Annotated in this window: 16 protein-coding genes; 13 read left to right on the plus strand and 3 right to left on the minus strand. The window is 46.3% G+C overall.

Annotated features, from left to right (window positions below; all coding sequences use genetic code 11):
- The first annotated feature begins 137 nt into the window (after nt 1-137).
- Nucleotides 138-3,338 (plus strand): DEAD/DEAH box helicase, encoded by a 3,201-nt coding sequence (locus ACJJIY_RS01690; protein ID WP_445358955.1) that lies wholly within the window; start codon nt 138-140, stop codon nt 3,336-3,338.
- A gap of 204 nt (nt 3,339-3,542) precedes the next feature.
- On the opposite strand, the gene ACJJIY_RS01695 is transcribed toward ACJJIY_RS01690, so the two are convergent.
- Complete coding sequence (locus ACJJIY_RS01695; RefSeq protein WP_445358956.1) at nt 3,543-4,412, minus strand: alpha/beta fold hydrolase; 870 nt, start codon at nt 4,410-4,412, stop codon at nt 3,543-3,545.
- 373 nt (nt 4,413-4,785) lie between these two features.
- Between ACJJIY_RS01695 and ACJJIY_RS01700 the strand changes: the two genes are divergently transcribed.
- The 5 genes from ACJJIY_RS01700 to ACJJIY_RS01720 all read left to right on the plus strand — a co-directional run bounded on the left by ACJJIY_RS01700 (nt 4,786) and on the right by ACJJIY_RS01720 (nt 8,950).
- Nucleotides 4,786-5,523, plus strand: coding sequence for an OmpW/AlkL family protein (locus ACJJIY_RS01700; RefSeq protein WP_445358957.1), 738 nt, complete (start codon nt 4,786-4,788; stop codon nt 5,521-5,523).
- Nucleotides 5,524-5,695: 172 nt separating this feature from the next.
- The gene (locus ACJJIY_RS01705; protein ID WP_444896104.1) at nt 5,696-6,130 is read left to right on the plus strand and encodes a DoxX family protein; all 435 of its coding nucleotides are present in this window, start codon (nt 5,696-5,698) and stop codon (nt 6,128-6,130) included.
- Between the two features lie 39 nt (nt 6,131-6,169).
- Nucleotides 6,170-7,141 carry a glutathione S-transferase family protein gene (locus ACJJIY_RS01710; RefSeq protein ID WP_445358958.1) on the plus strand — a complete coding sequence of 324 codons (972 nt, stop codon included), beginning with the start codon at nt 6,170-6,172 and terminating at the stop codon, nt 7,139-7,141.
- Nucleotides 7,142-7,242: 101 nt separating this feature from the next.
- Nucleotides 7,243-8,145, plus strand: coding sequence for a LysR family transcriptional regulator (locus tag ACJJIY_RS01715; RefSeq protein WP_445355668.1), 903 nt, complete (start codon nt 7,243-7,245; stop codon nt 8,143-8,145).
- 109 nt (nt 8,146-8,254) lie between these two features.
- The gene (locus ACJJIY_RS01720) at nt 8,255-8,950 is read left to right on the plus strand and encodes a pirin family protein (RefSeq protein WP_444896101.1); all 696 of its coding nucleotides are present in this window, start codon (nt 8,255-8,257) and stop codon (nt 8,948-8,950) included.
- A gap of 57 nt (nt 8,951-9,007) precedes the next feature.
- Here the strand turns inward: ACJJIY_RS01720 and ACJJIY_RS01725 are convergent, their stop codons facing one another.
- Together ACJJIY_RS01725 and ACJJIY_RS01730 are read right to left on the minus strand one after the other, a co-directional pair.
- Nucleotides 9,008-9,832, minus strand: a complete 825-nt coding sequence (locus ACJJIY_RS01725; RefSeq protein ID WP_445358959.1) for a right-handed parallel beta-helix repeat-containing protein — start codon at nt 9,830-9,832, stop codon at nt 9,008-9,010.
- A gap of 571 nt (nt 9,833-10,403) precedes the next feature.
- Entirely contained in the window at nt 10,404-11,192 is a 789-nt protein-coding gene (locus ACJJIY_RS01730) for a NosD domain-containing protein (protein WP_445358960.1), read from the minus strand.
- Between the two features lie 348 nt (nt 11,193-11,540).
- Between ACJJIY_RS01730 and mbhE the strand changes: the two genes are divergently transcribed.
- The 7 genes from mbhE to mnhG are packed head-to-tail and all read left to right on the plus strand — an operon-like array spanning nt 11,541 to nt 17,284.
- Nucleotides 11,541-13,826 carry a hydrogen gas-evolving membrane-bound hydrogenase subunit E gene (gene mbhE / locus ACJJIY_RS01735; protein ID WP_445358961.1) on the plus strand — a complete coding sequence of 762 codons (2,286 nt, stop codon included), beginning with the start codon at nt 11,541-11,543 and terminating at the stop codon, nt 13,824-13,826.
- Nucleotides 13,823-14,242: a Na+/H+ antiporter subunit B gene (locus tag ACJJIY_RS01740; protein ID WP_444911518.1), complete on the plus strand. Its 420-nt coding sequence runs from the start codon at nt 13,823-13,825 to the stop codon at nt 14,240-14,242. The genes mbhE and ACJJIY_RS01740 overlap by 4 nt, the downstream gene beginning before the upstream one ends.
- Before the next feature lies 1 nt (nt 14,243).
- Nucleotides 14,244-14,618: a Na+/H+ antiporter subunit C gene (locus ACJJIY_RS01745; protein WP_444907269.1), complete on the plus strand. Its 375-nt coding sequence runs from the start codon at nt 14,244-14,246 to the stop codon at nt 14,616-14,618.
- Nucleotides 14,615-16,120 carry a Na+/H+ antiporter subunit D gene (locus tag ACJJIY_RS01750; RefSeq protein WP_444918185.1) on the plus strand — a complete coding sequence of 502 codons (1,506 nt, stop codon included), beginning with the start codon at nt 14,615-14,617 and terminating at the stop codon, nt 16,118-16,120. Before ACJJIY_RS01745 ends, ACJJIY_RS01750 begins: the two co-directional genes overlap by 4 nt.
- Nucleotides 16,121-16,141: 21 nt before the next feature.
- Nucleotides 16,142-16,615, plus strand: coding sequence for a Na+/H+ antiporter subunit E (locus tag ACJJIY_RS01755; protein WP_445358962.1), 474 nt, complete (start codon nt 16,142-16,144; stop codon nt 16,613-16,615).
- Complete coding sequence (locus ACJJIY_RS01760; RefSeq protein WP_413663318.1) at nt 16,615-16,950, plus strand: cation:proton antiporter; 336 nt, start codon at nt 16,615-16,617, stop codon at nt 16,948-16,950. Before ACJJIY_RS01755 ends, ACJJIY_RS01760 begins: the two co-directional genes overlap by 1 nt.
- Nucleotides 16,940-17,284: a monovalent cation/H(+) antiporter subunit G gene (mnhG, locus tag ACJJIY_RS01765; protein WP_413663319.1), complete on the plus strand. Its 345-nt coding sequence runs from the start codon at nt 16,940-16,942 to the stop codon at nt 17,282-17,284. Before ACJJIY_RS01760 ends, mnhG begins: the two co-directional genes overlap by 11 nt.
- Nucleotides 17,285-17,286: the final 2 nt, after the last annotated feature.

The following is a 17,286-nucleotide window of genomic DNA, read 5'->3' on the forward strand; positions in this document are numbered from 1 at the left end:
TTTTCCTTATCGACATAAATTTATTCAGAAATCCCTTAGCTATTAGCAAATTAAGCTCCTTAAAAGAGGGTATTATTAGAGCAAAGAATATTCTTCAAACCTCAACCGCCAGCCAGTAGTCATTACACAACCCAAAAATGAACAACCCTATCGATTTCAGTAGTATTTCCAATCAACTTCCCACTAATAGCCTGTCTAGAGGGAAAAATTACTTCCGGAATGGTTTTGTCGAAAGATTCAATATTTCTCAGGATGGCAAAACGATCACCGGGAAAGTGAAAGGCTCCTACTCTAGTCACTACCATCAGTATATATCGCTAACTGAAAATCCAATTTCGGGAACCTTTGAAATTGATGGAGAATGCTCCTGTCCAGTAGGGTACAACTGTAAACATGTAGCTGCAGTGCTAATAGCGGTAATTGCTGAGTATAAACATCCATTAGGGCAACCATCAGTCAGTCGTACTTGGGACAACTGGCAACAAGGTGTAAAAGAAAAATATCGTGATTCCGAGCAGGACACATCATCTAATCGCGACCTGCTATACACCTTGGACTGGAATGATCAATATACCCCAGCTCATGCCCGAATTAGCGTATATTCAGCTCGACGCCTAAAGAAAGGCGGCTATGGAGCGCCTCAGCGCGAATACTTCCATATCAACAGTAGCCTCGCCACTTCAAAAGTCGACCAAAAAATATTCGGCCTTCAACAACTGCTTTCCCAGTCCTCGTTCAAAAAGAGCATTTCAGGAGAAGAAGGAGCAATGCTGTTGAGAAACCTACTAGCCAGTCAGCGTTTCTTCAGCGATATCGATTCCCTAACCCCGATTCATTGGGGAGAGGCAGTTAAATTGGAACTAAGTTGGAAGGAAAGTAAGAGTAGTGCACAGTTGCAATTAGATGTACCTGACCTCCCCGATGATTGGAAGCTCATACCTACCGAACCACCTTGCTATTATTCACCACAGGAAGACATCATTGGTCCCATCATCAGCCCGGTGGATGGGGAAGCGCTTAATGACTTTACAACCATGCCAGCCATTTCTAAAGATGAAATAGGCAATGCTATTACTTTCCTCAATAAACAATATGGCAGTGAACAATTACCCACGCCAAAGTCGGTGCCCATCATACCTGTAGATGATTTGTTACGGCCGGTATTAACCCTTAACTCAATTTCTATTCAAGAAGGAGCTGAAAGTCTCCATACAGCAAGTTTTCTTATTAAATATGGTCCGGTAGTAATCCGCGCGGAAGAAATTCTTACAGAGAATCGTCCTGAGACTAATATCTACCCCCAAAAAGATAAACTATATAAAGTAGAGCGAGACTTCAAACATGAAGCCGCCGTACTGAAGGATCTCTTGCAGTGGCAATTTAGCTTGGGGGCGGACGAAACTGGTGAACCCGTTTTATTCTTCTCCGATAGTGGGCCAGGCCAAACTCCTATTGAGCGCTGGCATGAATTTCTCAATGAGGGTATCCCAAGACTTGAGGAATCTGGCTGGATAGTTGAATTCGAGGATAACTTTTCTTTAAAAGTACACGAGATTGAAGATTGGGAATGGCAAACAGAGCAATCTTCCAACGACTGGTTTTCCCTTAGTGCAACTGTAGATATTGAAGGGCAGTCTATTCATTTAGCACCATTATTATTGCAATATTTGGAATCGGGGTATGTGGCTACAGACGAAGAAGACATATTGGTTCCCCTCGGCTCAGACCAGTATATCCGTCTACCCATTGCACTATTTCACAACTTATTCGCAGTTTTAGAGGAGTGGTATGACAGCGAGTCCCAAAGCCTCAAAGTGCCCAGGTTTGCTGTTCCGGAACTGCCTAATGCAACTTCAGCCTGGCAGGGCAATAAAGACTTAAAATCGCTCGCTAAAAACCTGCAAAAAGGCCCGCAAAGCGTAAAACCACCCAGGGCCCTAAAGGCACAATTACGCCCCTATCAACAAACGGGTTTTGAGTGGCTGCAATACCTGCGTAAACTCAATATGAATGGCATCCTGGCCGATGACATGGGCCTGGGAAAAACTTTGCAGGGACTGGCCCATATCCTCAAAGAGAAAGAGAGCCGGCGCCTGGCCAAGCCTGCCCTGGTGGTTGTACCCACCAGCTTGGTAGGCAACTGGCTTAACGAGACCCAGCGTTTCGCCCCAACCATAAAGTCACTGCTACTTCATGGTAGCAATCGGCATGAGAGCTTCCCACTCATTCCTGAATCAGACCTGGTGATAACGACCTACCCGCTTATAGTGCGGGACAGCGAAATATTAAAAGAACATGACTTTCATTTATTGATCCTCGATGAAGCTCAGGTTATTAAAAACCCCAAATCAAAAGCGGCACAATTACTCCGCACACTCAATGCACAGCACAAGGTATGCCTGACCGGAACTCCGCTGGAGAACCACCTGGGCGAACTGTGGGCGCTATTTGATTACCTGATGCCCGGCTTCCTACACAACCAGAAAAGGTTCAATAGCCTTTATCGGATCCCCATTGAGAAGCAGGCTAATGAGCACAAGCAACAGACTCTGAACCAGAGAATCTCCCCATTTATTTTACGCCGCACCAAACAAGAAGTGGCCACTGAACTGCCGCCGAAAACAGAAATTATCCAACGGGTGACTTTCGATACCGCCCAAGCCGCGCTTTACGAAACCGTACGCTCGGTGATGGAGAAGCGGGTTAGGGACCTGATGAAGAAGAAAGGTCTCAACCGCTCTCATATTGAAATCTTGGATGCCCTATTAAAGCTGCGACAAATTTGCTGCGACCCCGCACTGGTCAAACTGGACAAGGCAAAAAAGGTTAAACAATCGGCCAAGCTGGAAGCGCTGATGGATATTCTCCCGGAAATGGTGGAGGAAGGCCGCAAGATACTTGTATTCTCCCAATTTACCGAAATGCTCGGCAAGATTGAAACCGCCCTTGAAGAACAGGCGATACCCTATGTAAAACTGACCGGGCGCACGCGCAAACGCCAGGAGGCGATTGACGCTTTCCAGAATGGCGATGTTCCTGTATTCCTGATTAGCCTAAAAGCCGGCGGTGTAGGCCTAAATCTTACCGCTGCCGACACAGTTATTCACTACGACCCCTGGTGGAATCCCGCAGTAGAAAACCAGGCTACCGACCGCGCATATCGCATCGGCCAGGACAAGCCAGTCTTTGTGTATAAATTTATCTGTGAAAATACCGTAGAAGAAAAAATAGTCGATATGCAGGCGCACAAGCAAGCCCTGGCTGATGCGATTTACAGTAAAGATGGGAAAGATATAACTATGGATTCAGAGCAATGGTTATCATTGTTTGAGGGCTGATTTACGCGATAAAAAAATGAGTGGCAAGGTATGTCGTAGATAGAACCCCATCAGTCATATAATTTCGGTTTTATTGTCGGCTTCCATAAGCTTATTTATAACCAGCCCTCACAATAGGACAGCCTACGGCAGCTTTGAAGAAAATAATCAAGCGGAATTAGGGCAACCTAATTCCGCTATGCCTACTAATTTACAGTAAATTCGCTAGCTTACAAGTTTGGCCAAACCAGCTTCTTTTGTGCTTTCTTTACTCTTCTCGTAGTCCAAAAAATTCGTCACAGACTCTACTACCGAGGTATCCCAGACCATTTTCCGGTGTCCCACACCACTAATTTTGATCATCTCCGCTGCGGGCCAGGTTTTGTGAATTCTCTCTCCGTGAAAGATCGGCACTTCATCATCTTCAGTATCGTAAATCATCAGAAGCGGAGTCTCTTCCGGGGTATACATTTTACACTGTAACAATTCCTGCCAAGAGTATCCTATCTGGTCGGCAATCTTGTCTTGGCATATCTCTATAGTTTCAGGGTTTACCTTCAACAAATTTTCCATAATTTCAAGAATAGGCAGAGGTGCACTCGGTGAGCCGAGTACAGCATAACATTGAGCTTTAAGCCCAAATTCCCGTGCTCTCATCGTCATCATTCCACCCATCGAGTGGCCGACGACGGCAAATATTTCCGAAAATTGACTGGCCAGAGAATAAATATCTTTCGCCATAATATCGAAATTACAAACCTTTCCCTCGGAGTGACCATGAGCAGTAGCATCTATGGCCACCGCTTGGAAGCCTTGCTCGGCAATTGCCATCCCCATAGTGGCCATTTTTGTGGCTTTGGCCTCCCAGCCGTGGCAAAGAATCACTACTGGCCCCTCCCCCCAAGACCAGGCCGTATTTTCTGTACCTAAAGCACCCTGGTAGATAATCTTCCTGGCTTGGGCTAACTGCGCTTTCTCGCGTTCTGAATCTGGATAGTGCCTGGGCCGGGAGGCCATATACATCGCTATATTTGCTGATAATTTGGGGGATAGTCGCCCTGTGAGTTGCATTATTCCCTGTATTATCTTAAGCATATTATTAAATCTCTGATATCCCGTTTTATATGATCATTGATGGTATTTAATACGCAATAGGAAAATTACACTGATCAATGGTCTCTGATGAGATTTCAACCTAAAAACATTCAATAATACAGGGCAATTTCATCCAACAGATTAACCGATTCGATGATTACTCTTCTTCTGAAATATTTTCCTAACGAAATAGGAAGTTTTTCCCAGAAGAGATCTTTAGAGTTATATCAATAAAATACTGCGCCACCGCTTTTGTTATCTACATGCCCAGTCCCCCAAGACATCTACACTAATAATCTGGCAGTAGATTAGGGTTCTCCTACCCCTATCAGTTCTCCTACTTATATTCCATCGAATCTCTGGAAAGTTGGACATGAAAGGAATCAATCTGACAATAGTTTTTTGCATGGCACTATTGCTCACCGGCCATTCCGTAGCGGACTATCAAAAGGGAGATTTTATCGTTCGCGTTGGCGCTGCTGCGGTCGATCCAAACGACGACTCTGGCAGACTCCGCCTAAATGGCACCCCCTTGGACTACACCCGGGTCTACGTGGATACAGGCTACTCCGCTAGCATCACTGGTACCTGGTTATTTGCAAACCATTGGGGACTGGAATTACTGGCAGCTGTACCTTTCCGGCACGATCTTGATGTGCGCGGTTTACCTGACCCGGATACCGGTGATCCACTGGGTCAGGTATCCCTGGGTGACATCAAGCACCTTCCCCCAACCCTCAGCGTACAATGGTATCCGGTATGCACCGAGTCCTGGGTGCAACCCTATATTGGTGTGGGAATTAACTACACCCATTTCTTCGATGAAGATATCAGCCGCACGGCACAAAACTACTTCGATACAGCCCTGGGTGCAGACTCAAGAGCATCCCTGAGCCTGAGCAATTCCTGGGGCCTGGCAGGGGAAGTGGGCATAGATATTGCCTTTGGACGAGAGAGCAACTGGCTGTTTAATGCGGCTATCTGGTACTTAAGTATCGATACCAAGGCCAAAATTCGCTTCCGCACAGAAGATAACGACTACGACCGCATCAATGTCGATGTGGATATCGACCCCTGGGTTTACTCGGTGGGCATCGGTTACCATTTCTGAACTAAGGCCCTATTGCACCTAATGATAAGATAGGCTCAACAATCATTCTATTTTTTCGAATGGTTTGGTCGAATTTAACCAATTTTCATTCTATCGATCCTCTGTAAACTGCCTCTTACTCACAGCAGCGACTACTGAGTAGCGCAAAATTCACAGTTTTAGGAGCGATACCATGAGCACATCCACTTTATCCACAAGCGCCAATATCGACGGCAGCTCCCTGTTTTCCGCAAGTGCTGACTTGGCTGGCCGTATCAGCTTGGCGGCGATCTTCCTGTTGGCGGGAATGAACAAGATCCAAAATTATGAGGGCAGTGCACAGTACCTAGCCTATGGCGGTCTGCCAGAATTTCTGCTGCCCCTTGTTATTCTGTTTGAGATAGGTGGTGCGCTCGCACTAGTCGCCGGATTCCAGGTTCGCCTGACCGCCTTGGCGTTTGCTGGCTTTAGCTTAGTTACTGCTGCCTTGTTCCATAACAATCTGGGCGATCAGATGCAGTTTTTGATGTTCTTCAAAAACCTGGCGATTGCCGGCGGCTTTTTGGTAGTGGCGGCCCATGGCGCCGGGCGTTTCAGCTTGGATCATCGCAAAAGCACCAAGCAATAAATTCCTCTGGACCAGAAAATACCGATTGTGGAGTAAAAAATGGGACTGTTAGTCAATGGCCAGTGGCACGACCAGTGGTACGACACCGAGAATTCCGGTGGGAACTTCAAGCGCGAAGCGGCGCAACTGCGCAATTGGGTAACTGCTGATGGCAGTTCAGGTCCCAGCGGTGACAGCGGCTTTAAGGCAGAGTCTGGCCGCTATCACCTATATGTTTCACTGGCCTGCCCTTGGGCCCATCGCACCCTTATTTTCCGCAAGCTGAAGAAACTGGAAGAGCATATCGATGTTTCGGTAGTAAGCCCCGATATGCTCGATCAGGGATGGAGCTTTAACGTCGACGAAGGTAGCAGCGGGGACACTCTGTTTAGCTGTCAGTTTATGCACCAAGTATACACTCGTAACAAGTCTGACTACTCGGGCCGGGTGACGGTACCAGTACTCTGGGATAAACAAAAAAACTGTATCGTTAGCAATGAGTCCTCTGAAATTATCCGCATGTTCAACAGAGCGTTTAATACCATTACCGGCGATACACAGGACTTTTTCCCCGAAGAGAAGCAGCAGGATATAGATACCATTAATCAACTGGTCTATGAGAATATAAACAACGGAGTTTATCGCTGCGGCTTTGCCACAACCCAGGAAGCCTACGAGAGTGCTTACTATAATTTATTCTCTGCTTTAGACCAGGTTGAGAAAATTTTAGGGGAACAGCGCTTTCTGGTCGGAACAGAAATTACCGAGGCAGATTGGCGACTGTTCACTACCCTTATTCGCTTTGATGCTGTCTATCATGGACACTTCAAGTGCAACCGCCAGCGACTGGAGGACTTTCCTAATCTGCGTAACTATGTACGCGAGCTATACCAGTGGCCGAAAGTTGCTGAAACAGTAAATTTCCACCATATTAAACGTCATTACTACTTTAGCCATACATCGATCAACCCAACCCAGGTTGTACCTGTAGGGCCGGAAATCGATTACAACAGCTCTCACAACCGCAGCTAAAAACCCTTGTCTATCCAGCCTGGGCCAGTCAGGATATTCAGGGCTGCCCCAGGCTCCTTAAACCTTGGAACAGCCCTTCGCAGCCTTCAAAGAGTACCCAGATGCAAAAAACCACTCTGGAACAGTGGCGAATGTTTAAAGCTGTCGCAGATGCCGGCGGCTTTAATCAGGCCTCTTCCCACGTTCACAAAAGCCAGTCCAGTATTCACAATGCAGTTAGCAATCTGGAAGCTGCACTCGGCGTAAAATTGTTTGAAGTCTCGGGTAGAAAAGTGGTAATTACTGAAGCCGGTAATTTAATGCTACGCCGGGGCCAATACCTGCTGGATGAAGTCTCACGTATTGAGGATATTGCCGGCTCCCTTAACCAGGGAGTGGAATCCGAGCTGCGCATTGCCGTAGATGGTGCCTTTCCCCAAAGTGTCGTTTTTCAGGCTCTGGAGAGAGTTTCCGCAATTTATCCACAAGTGAATATTGATATCGTTGATACCGTACTATCCGGCACTAATGAGTTGATCCAGGAGGGGCTGGTAGATCTGGGACTTTCCGCCTTCCGCATGAAGAATGCCCTCAACGATGAGATTTGTCGCATCGAATTTGTGGCTGTAGCCCATAAGAACCATCCACTGCATCAGCTGGGATACGAGCTGAGTTATGAAGACTTGAAGTCCTTTCGTCAGATTATTGTGCGAGATTCCGCACTACAGACCAATAGAGATTCCGGCTGGCTGGGGGCAGAGCAACGCTGGAAAGTGGGCAGTTTACGGGCCTCCGTGGATTTAATTGTACAGGGAATGGGGTTCGCCTGGCTGCCATTGCCAATGGTCTCCACGCTACTCGAGAATGGCACTTTAAATCGACTCCCCTTGAAAAATGGTGGAGTGCGGTCCAGCAGCTTTTACCTGAACTTTAAAGACCAGGATAAATTAGGCCCAGTGGCGAGGGAGTTTATTGGCGAACTTCGATTACTCACTTTAGATATGCCCACCTCTGAGGAAGGCTGAGTATTCTATTGATACGAATGGTAAGATTCTTTTTACCCAATATTCCCTTATACCGCAAAAGACTATCATAGCCCTAATATTCTATTTACTGCACTAATAGGAGCTGGCTATGTATTACTTCAGACCGTCACATGAACGCGGTCAAGCCCGATTTGGCTGGCTGGACAGCAAGCACACCTTTTCATTTGGGCACTATTACGACCCAAAACACATGGGTTTTTCTGCACTGCGCGTTATCAACGATGATACAGTAAAAGCAGGGGCCGGATTTGACACCCATGGACATCGGGATATGGAAATTATTTCCTACATTCTTGAAGGTGCTATCGAACATCGGGATAGTGAAGGCAATCACTTTGTCGTTCCCGCTGGCGAAGTTCAGATAATGAGCGCCGGAACCGGAATTACCCATTCCGAGTTCAATCACTCGAAAACAAAAAAATTGAAGTTTCTTCAAATCTGGATTCAGCCAAATCAGAGGGGTATTCAACCTGTCTATGAGCAAAGGACAATAAACCAAACGAGCATGCTGACTCCATTGGTAACACCCAGTGGTCGAGATAATTCGTTAAAAATCCATCAGGATACCAGCCTATATCGTCTTCAAATAGAGCCTGGAGAGATTCTACAATTGGATACATTGCAGCGCCCTGGCTACCTACATATCATAGATGGAGACATCATTATTAAAAATAATCGCCAGTTAAGTGCCGGGGATGGTCTAGGCATATTTAAAGAAATAATAAGGCTAAAAGCAGCAACAGATGGAGCAACGGCATTATGGTTTGATTTGCCTATAGTCTAATATTCATAACCTCACTAGGCTACTGGCCCACAGAGTAGCCCCCCCTGACAACACTAACTAATCAATACAAGAGTTATTTGCTGTACCAAAATCATTATTTATCCACTGAAATCGCCCACAAGGAATAGTATTTTGATCACTCAAATCATCTCCAGAATTATCTCGCGCAGTACTATTAAAAATCAATCCACCTGACATAGAACTGGCTTCAGCTAGTATTCCATCAACACCATTATCATTGGCCGTAACACTATCTAAGGTAATATTATTAGCGGTTGTAATTACGAAACCCGATCCGGAGTTTGATAGAGCGCTACTTTGTTTAATATAATTATTATTTCCAGAAATCTCCACACCTGACAGTGTATTCTTTTCAAATGCAGATTGTAAAATCTGATTATTCGCACCAGCCAGCCTAAGCCCAACACCACCATTACCAAAAGTAGAGGAACCAGAAATAACACCGAGAAAAAAATTAGCATCAGAAATAATGGAAATACCAGAAAAATTATTAAGAACTACTGTTATAAATTCCAAATAGTGCCCCCCCACTCCCTCTACAGAAATGCCAACATCACAAGATTCAACACTTCCCGCGCCGAGAGAACTATCTGAAAGCGTCCTTCCTGACCCTAGTATTTGCACCCCTATCCCAGCCCCATTGCAGCTAATAGTATAACCATTTAAATCCAAGGATCCTGCATCAGTGATAGTAACAGCGGGACTTGTAGCACATGCAACAATAGATGCATCCAGAGTCTCTGGAGTAGTAACCGTGTCACCGCAGCTTACCGCGAAGGCGGCACCCGCCAGTGAAAAAGCTGAAACACCAGATATCGTTAAAAGCGTCAATCTTGCGAGGTTAGCACATTCAGTTTTCATATCATCTCATCCATTCATAATTAATTACTACAAAGCCTGTAATTTTCGAAGCTATTGATAGTGTGATAGAGAGCCAGGATTTATCTATGGGATCTCCTTCCCAATTAAACGTGAATTAAATGTCTCGGAAAGCGAATGAAAAATACGCCCCACACAAGATGATCATTCCTAGCGGTAGTATTCAGAATTCTGAATACTACCGCTAGGAGAACCACCAATGCTTGAAAAGTTGGTCTATTATGATATGCCATTTCCAGATCTCGGAATCGATTACTTTAAAAATGGCCAACTCATTATCCAAGACCAAGATCCCTCTAACTGCAATCTTAAACGCTACCCTTAAAAAAGGCGGCGTTCAGCCCTACAGCTTTTACCCGAATTTTAAATATCCCGACAAACAGGATTCTTTGAAATATAGATTTTGGCGAGTTAAGCTTGCCAACAAGTTATATAGATACTGCTGTCCCAACGTGACATAGAAATTAGCTTATTTTTATGTCTTGCAATAACACCTAAACTTGCGTCAACCAAACCAAATACATCTGCAAAGAATATCAACCCCATAACCCTCCTATTGGATACATGAATCATTAGAGCTACCAAAGGTATTTGAAATCCATACATTATTCGCACAGGCAGGATTATTTTGGTCCCTAAGGTCCGTATTACCACTATCATTCACTTCATTTCCTGTAATAACATTACCATGCTGATTATCTGCCTCTAATAGAATTCCATTTGTTCCATTTTCATCCAATGAATTCCCAACAATTAGGTTATTATCTGCATCTAAAATAACAATTCCGTTATCATCATTTAGTTGATATTCACTTGAACTTATTACATTACTACTTCCAGAAACTTCCATACCGGAAGAATTATTAGCGCTTATTTCTGCATTTATTACTTGGTTAAAGTCACCCAACACCCGGACACCCACACCGGAATTAAAACTTGAAAATAAATCCAAAACAACATTATTGTTACTTGTAATTGCAACACCAGAATTAGAATTACTCATGACACTTACATTTTGAATAAAATGCGCTCCAACCCCTTCAACGGAGACACCTGTTGCACAATTCTCTATAAACCCTCCCCCCTCTGAGTTACTCAGAATCCTTCCAGCACCTTGCAGATTTACGCCCACCCCAGAACCATTACAGCTAATTGAGTAACCATTTAAATCCAATGTTCCAGCATCAGTAATAGTGACCGCAGGGCTTACGGCGCATGACTCTATCGCCCCTTCCAAAATTTCCGGTACAGTTACAACATCCCCACAGCTCACAGCAGAAACACCACTGGACAGAAAAGCAGCAGAAGCTCCCACTGCAGCTAAGCATGCCAATTTCAACATATCTATTCTCCTATGTTATATTCCACACTTCTTCATTGTGCATAAATACTTGCGACTCAATAACAGGAACAGTGTGAGGGGAATGGGGTATTTATCTATAGGATATTTTTCTTAATTATTAATCCAAGTGATTGGATAAAATTATAAGAATACAAATCCGCTGCCGCCTTTAGCATTAATCATCATACTCTTTCGAGATCCCGGTTTGACCTCTCAGATTATTCACCTGATACGGACAATCAAGAGTAATTTGATCCTAAGCACTCTAGCTCAGGAATAACACCTAAACTATTACCCTGGCAGTGAATCACTACTGTATATAGGCATCGAGTCACCAGGGATAAAATAATGGAATCAGAAGGCGACATGGAAAGTCGCAATGGCGATAAAAAAACGCCGGGAAGATGGATCTCTCTACTTTCTTCGATCCCTCCGGCCATTATTGCCTTGTCATTGCTTTTTCATCTGCCCGATATTTCCGCTGGTAGAGAGTTTTCTTTTGGCATTAGCTGGGTTCCAGAACTTGGCGTATCCCTACGCTTCTATATTGATGGCCTCAGCTTTTTATTTGCCTTATTAATCAGCGGTATCGGCTTTTTCATCACCATTTACGCCGCTGAGTATTTACGCGGCAATCCACTATTTCGGCGCTTCTTTCTCTATCTCTATCTCTTTATGGTCGGAATGCTGGGGTTGGTATTGGCATCCGATCTCATTACTTTATTTGTGTTTTGGGAAGTGACGACGGTCGCAAGTTACCTCCTGATTGGCTTTAACCACTCCAGTGCTGTTGCACGACGCTCAGCTTTACAGGCTTTACTAGTGACCGCCTTAGGGGGGCTTTGCTTACTAACCGCTTTCCTATTAATGGGAGAGATTGTCGATAGCTATGATCTTGAAGAGTTGTTAATAAAAGGAGAACAAATTAAATCCAGTTCACTGTATCTTCCTATCTTGATACTGGCACTTATCGGAGCATTTTCAAAGTCGGCACAATTGCCCTTCCATTTTTGGTTACCCAATGCCATGGCGGCGCCAACACCTGTGAGCGCATATCTACATTCCGCCACTATGGTCAAAGCCGGTATTTACCTTCTTGCGCGCCTACATCCGGTACTGGCTCACACTGAATACTGGGAGTGGATTTTAACCTGCACCGGTATTGCCACTGCCGCAGTAGCGGCATTGGCCGCCCTGCGTCAAACAGACCTTAAACTGGCCCTCGCTTATACCACCGTTATTGCCCTCGGCACTATTACCATGTTTCTGGGTTCTGATGCTTCAGCTGCCGTCGCCGCTGCAATTACTTTCTTGCTGGTTCACTCTTTTTATAAAGCCGCACTGTTTATGGTGGTGGGCATTATCGATCGGCAAACAGGTACCCGGGATTTAACCAGGCTGCACGGTCTGGCAAAATTATTGCCCTTTGCTTTTATAGCTGCACTGGCTTCAGCCCTATCCATGGCAGGATTCCCGCCGTTCCTTGGATTTATTGGTAAAGAGCTTAAATATGAAGGTGCACTGGCGGTAGCTTCAGAGCCCGCACTGGTGGGCACAGCAGCAATTTTTGCCAATGCAGTAACGGTGACAGTAGCCGGCATGGTGGCCATCAAACCATTCTTTGGCCCTCCCCCCAAAGATGCCAGCCGCATACGCTGGGCACCCCCCGGTTTATGGATAAGCCCACTAGTTTTAAGCGCCTTCGGCCTCACATTTGGTTTGGCCCCGGACTTAGTCGGTGGCGGACTGGTGGAACCGGCACTGACAGCGATACTTGGCCTTCCGGAAACCATCGACCTGAAACTCTGGCACGGTATTAACATTCCGCTCCTGATGAGCATTCTTACTTTTGTGCTCGGGGTGATTATGTATGTCAATTTAAAACGTATGCGTGCCTGGCTAAACTGGGACTTTACCCATGCGCCAACTAGCGCCGATCTACTGTGGGATAAATCCTTAGAACTATTAAAAGCTTTTGCCGCACTGCAAACACGCATATTGCAAAATGGAATTATGCGTCGTTATCTCACAGTCATTTTTGTTACGCTCTCGATGGCCCTTTTTTATGCCTTTGTTCATACCGGCCACTTCTCACTGGAATACACTGCGCCACGACTTAATTTAAAAGAGTGGGCAGCCATACTGCTGACGGTAGGAGGTACGTTTACTGCGGGTTTTGCGCGTAAACCTCTGACTGCCATTTGCGCTCTCGGCGCTCTCGGTGTGGGTATCGCTCTAATTTATCTCTTCTTTGGTGCACCGGATGTGGCCATTACACAGATTCTGGTGGAAACACTCTACTTGGTATTAATTGCTGCGATTCTTCCACGCCTGCCCGTATTTACTCCCGGCAAGAAGGAAGGCTTTCGTCCCAGGGATGCATTGCTCGGTGCCACAGTTGGCCTTTTGTTTACCATTAGCATTCTGGTGGTTCTGCAAACCCCATTCGAGAGCCCAGTGAGTGAATTTTACAAGGAAGCTGCTGTACCCGAGGCTCATGGGCGCAATATCGTCAATGTCATTCTGGTGGACTTCCGGGCCCTGGATACTTTCGGGGAGATTATTGTGGTGTTTACCGCGGCTGTCGCTGCGGTGACCTTACTCGGTCATCATTTAAGACGGGGCAAGCAGTGAATTCTATTATCCTACAGACAGCGACCCGTGTGTTGGTAGCGCTGATCTTGGTCTTCTCCATTTATATGCTGTTACGTGGACACAATTATCCCGGAGGCGGATTTATTGCTGGATTAATTGCCGCTTCTGCTTTTGCCCTGTTTGCCATGGCTTGGGGGATGGAGGCGGCACAAAGTGCTCTGCGCATACCTCCAGGGACTCTCGCCGCCTGGGGAGTTGTCATCGCCGGATTATCTGGATTGATGGCTCTATTTTGGGGAGACGGTCCCTTTTCCGGACAGTGGTTCGCGTTGGTAGGCAGCAAGGAAGATGGCGGAATCATTATCAGCAATCTTTTGTTTTTTGATATTGGGGTTTACCTGACAGTACTTGGAGCCGTTCTCACACTCATTTTTGCTTTGGAAGAGGCCAGTTGATATGGAGTCTCCCCTCGCCGTTGTCGTCGGTATTCTGATTGCTACCGGCGTATATTTGATGCTTGCCCGCCATCTCTTGCACTATCTATTTGGCTTGGTACTAATTAGCAATGCCGCCAACCTGGCAATTTTTATCGCCGGGCGGTTGACTCGCGCCTCACCACCCCTGGTACCCGAGGGCCAGGAAGCCCCACAAATTATCGTTGCCAACCCCCTACCCCAGGCCCTGATCCTAACTGCGATCGTAATTGGCTTTGGCCTGCTGGCCTTTGCCCTAGCCCTGATCGCCCAGGCTTACCGTGAGCTGGGTACATTAGATGTGGATAGCATGCGTATTGCCGAGCCTGTGAAACCCAAGAGGAAGAAGACCACTTGAGTTGGTTATTGGCCCTGCCATTCCTAATCCCTATCGCCACGGCGTTAATTACATTTCCCGCTCGAGGCCGTAGATACCTTTGCTCTGGTATTTCGATATTGGGGTGCCTTACCGCCCTTTGCATTAACCTTTATATTCTTGTCCTGGTAGAAAGCCAGGGCCCTCAAGCTGGGCAAATGGGAGACTGGCAAGCTCCCTTCGGAATCACATTGATCGCCGATCGGCTCAGCGCGGTAATGCTGTTGATCAGTGCCATCGTGGGTTTGTGTGTCTCTCTATTTGCCATTTCAGATATCAGTGAGAAACGGGTAAAACTTGGGTTTCACAGTTTCTTTCAACTGTTATTGGCCGGTGTCAGCGGTAGCTTTATCACCGGTGACTTATTTAATTTGTATGTGTGGTTTGAGGTGATGCTGATTGCCTCTTTCGCGCTGCTGGTACTAGGGGGTGAAAAAATACAGCTGGACGGTGGCATCAAGTATGTAGCATTAAACCTTGTATCCACGCTGTTGATGCTGACCTCTATCGGGTTGCTTTATGGACTCACCGGCACCCTTAATATGGCGCAGCTGCATATTTCTTTGGCCGAGGTACAAAATCCCGTCGCGATTTCAACATTGGCAGTTATTTTTATCTGCGCTTTTGGAATTAAGGCGGCAATATTTCCACTCTTTTTCTGGTTGCCCGCTTCATACCATGTTCCACCGGTCGCTGTAACCGCTGTATTTGCCGGCCTTCTGACCAAAGTCGGCGTCTATGCGCTAATTCGCACCTTTACTTTAATATTTCCCAATGATTTGGAATTCACCCGGGATATTTTATTGGGAGCTGCATTACTCACCATGCTGACGGGTGTTTTGGGCGCAGCAGCACAGTACGAATTCCGCAAAATACTCGCATTCCATATCATCAGCCAGATTGGATTCCTTGTATTGGGATTAGCACTGAACAGTCCTTTAGCATTGGCCGGATCTGTGTTCTACATGGTTCACAATATTGTGGCAAAGACAAATTTATTCCTGATTAGCGGTACTGCCCAGCGCCTTACTGGCAGTTATGAGCTCAATGAAATTGGTGGTTTATATCGCGCCAGCCCACTTCTCTCTACTTTCTTTTTTATCGCCGCATTTAGCTTAGCGGGGTTCCCACCATTATCTGGGTTCTGGGCAAAATTGCTATTAGTCAAAGCAAGCCTCGATCAGGCCGCCTATATCGTCGCTGCCGTCGCACTGATTACCGGGGCGCTCACCCTGTTTTCAATGAGTAAAATATGGGCAGAGGCATTCTGGAAGCCACACCCCCAGGAGCACTGCAAAAATTTATATAGCCTTAGCGGCGCAGAGCGCTTCCAGCGGCTGTTGCCAGTCGCGTTATTGGCATTAATCACTTTGGCTTTGGGATTGGTTCCCGAGCCTTTTATCGAATACTCCCTGGGGGCTGCCGGAGAGTTATTGGAGCCTGATGATTACCTGAACGCCGTGTTACCAGGTACCACTCATTAACTTTGGGATGGATAAATAGAAATGCGTATTTTTCTATTAAATTTATTGCTCGCGATCAGTTGGTCGGCCCTGACCGGCAATGCTTCCATGGCAAATTTTTTCTTTGGTTTTCTGATCGGATTTCTGGCACTGCGAGTCTCACCTATATTACCCGGAGCACAGACTTATTTTACCCGCTTGCCCCGTTTGGCTCATTTATTCTTTTTCTTTATCGAGGAGCTTGTTTTATCCAGCCTGCGTGCCGCCTACGAAGTCTTTTCGCCCCGCTTGCAAAGCCGGCCCCTGGTAGTACGACTACCCATGGAGAGGCTCGATAGAAACCAGATTTTTATTCTCACTAATTTAATTTCGCTGACACCGGGCACTATGGTATTGGATGTCAAACCCAACAATGATGCCTTAATCGTACATACTATGTTTGTCAGTGATCCAGAAACCTTTCGCGAGGAGATTAGGGAGGGATTTGAGAAACGGGTTAAGGAGGCCGTTTCCTGATGTTTCTCACAATTATCGATATTCATTCGCCACTGGTCACAGTAGCAATCAATATTGCTTCCTTTCTATTATTACTCGCCCTGGTGATGTGCTTCCTGCGTATCGCTTTGGGCCCCACCTTAGCAGACAGGGTTGTCGCCCTGGATGTTCTCAATATTTTGGCGGTAGCCTACTGTGCACTACTGGCAATCGCCTCGGGACAACCCGTGTATCTGGACGCTGCCATCGCCCTGGCCCTGGTCGCATTTTTAGTGAGTGTGGCCTTTGCCCGTTTTATTGAAAAAAGCGGCTCGCGCACAGTCACCCACAGCCATAGGGATCATGATGACATTTGATGAAATTTTTATCGCTCTGATAATTCTGGTGGGCAGTTTTTTTGGGTTCAGCGCCGCTTTGGGCTTGCTGCGAATGCCGGACTTTTACACTCGAATGAGTACATCGGGAAAAGGGGCTACGGTGTGTTGCGGATTATTGCTGGCGGGCGTAGCAATTCTTTTTAGTGACGCTCAGGTAACAGCCAGGGCCATAGCCGCTATTTTATTCTTATTACTTACAGTGCCAATTGGTGTCCATATGATTGCCCGGGCGGCTTATCGAGCCGGCACTCCCATGTGGCGGGGTACCGGCTACAAACTCAAGTTCAAGAACCCGATGCGCAATATTCAGTAAGC

The sequence above is a fragment of the Microbulbifer maximicatervae (SeqCode) genome (assembly GCF_052468155.1).

Excerpts from the sequence above, each read along its gene's own strand:
- ACJJIY_RS01690 (WP_445358955.1), top strand. The coding sequence starts at position 138 with ATGAACAACCCTATCGATTTCAGTAGTATTTCCAATCAACTTCCCACT.
- ACJJIY_RS01695 (WP_445358956.1), bottom strand. The coding sequence starts at position 4,412 with ATGCTTAAGATAATACAGGGAATAATGCAACTCACAGGGCGACTATCC.
- ACJJIY_RS01700 (WP_445358957.1), top strand. The coding sequence starts at position 4,786 with ATGAAAGGAATCAATCTGACAATAGTTTTTTGCATGGCACTATTGCTC.
- ACJJIY_RS01705 (WP_444896104.1), top strand. The coding sequence starts at position 5,696 with ATGAGCACATCCACTTTATCCACAAGCGCCAATATCGACGGCAGCTCC.
- ACJJIY_RS01710 (WP_445358958.1), top strand. The coding sequence starts at position 6,170 with ATGGGACTGTTAGTCAATGGCCAGTGGCACGACCAGTGGTACGACACC.
- ACJJIY_RS01715 (WP_445355668.1), top strand. The coding sequence starts at position 7,243 with ATGCAAAAAACCACTCTGGAACAGTGGCGAATGTTTAAAGCTGTCGCA.
- ACJJIY_RS01720 (WP_444896101.1), top strand. The coding sequence starts at position 8,255 with ATGTATTACTTCAGACCGTCACATGAACGCGGTCAAGCCCGATTTGGC.
- ACJJIY_RS01725 (WP_445358959.1), bottom strand. The coding sequence starts at position 9,832 with ATGAAAACTGAATGTGCTAACCTCGCAAGATTGACGCTTTTAACGATA.
- ACJJIY_RS01730 (WP_445358960.1), bottom strand. The coding sequence starts at position 11,192 with ATGTTGAAATTGGCATGCTTAGCTGCAGTGGGAGCTTCTGCTGCTTTT.
- mbhE (WP_445358961.1), top strand. The coding sequence starts at position 11,541 with ATGGAATCAGAAGGCGACATGGAAAGTCGCAATGGCGATAAAAAAACG.
- ACJJIY_RS01745 (WP_444907269.1), top strand. The coding sequence starts at position 14,244 with ATGGAGTCTCCCCTCGCCGTTGTCGTCGGTATTCTGATTGCTACCGGC.
- ACJJIY_RS01755 (WP_445358962.1), top strand. The coding sequence starts at position 16,142 with ATGCGTATTTTTCTATTAAATTTATTGCTCGCGATCAGTTGGTCGGCC.
- ACJJIY_RS01760 (WP_413663318.1), top strand. The coding sequence starts at position 16,615 with ATGTTTCTCACAATTATCGATATTCATTCGCCACTGGTCACAGTAGCA.
- mnhG (WP_413663319.1), top strand. The coding sequence starts at position 16,940 with ATGACATTTGATGAAATTTTTATCGCTCTGATAATTCTGGTGGGCAGT.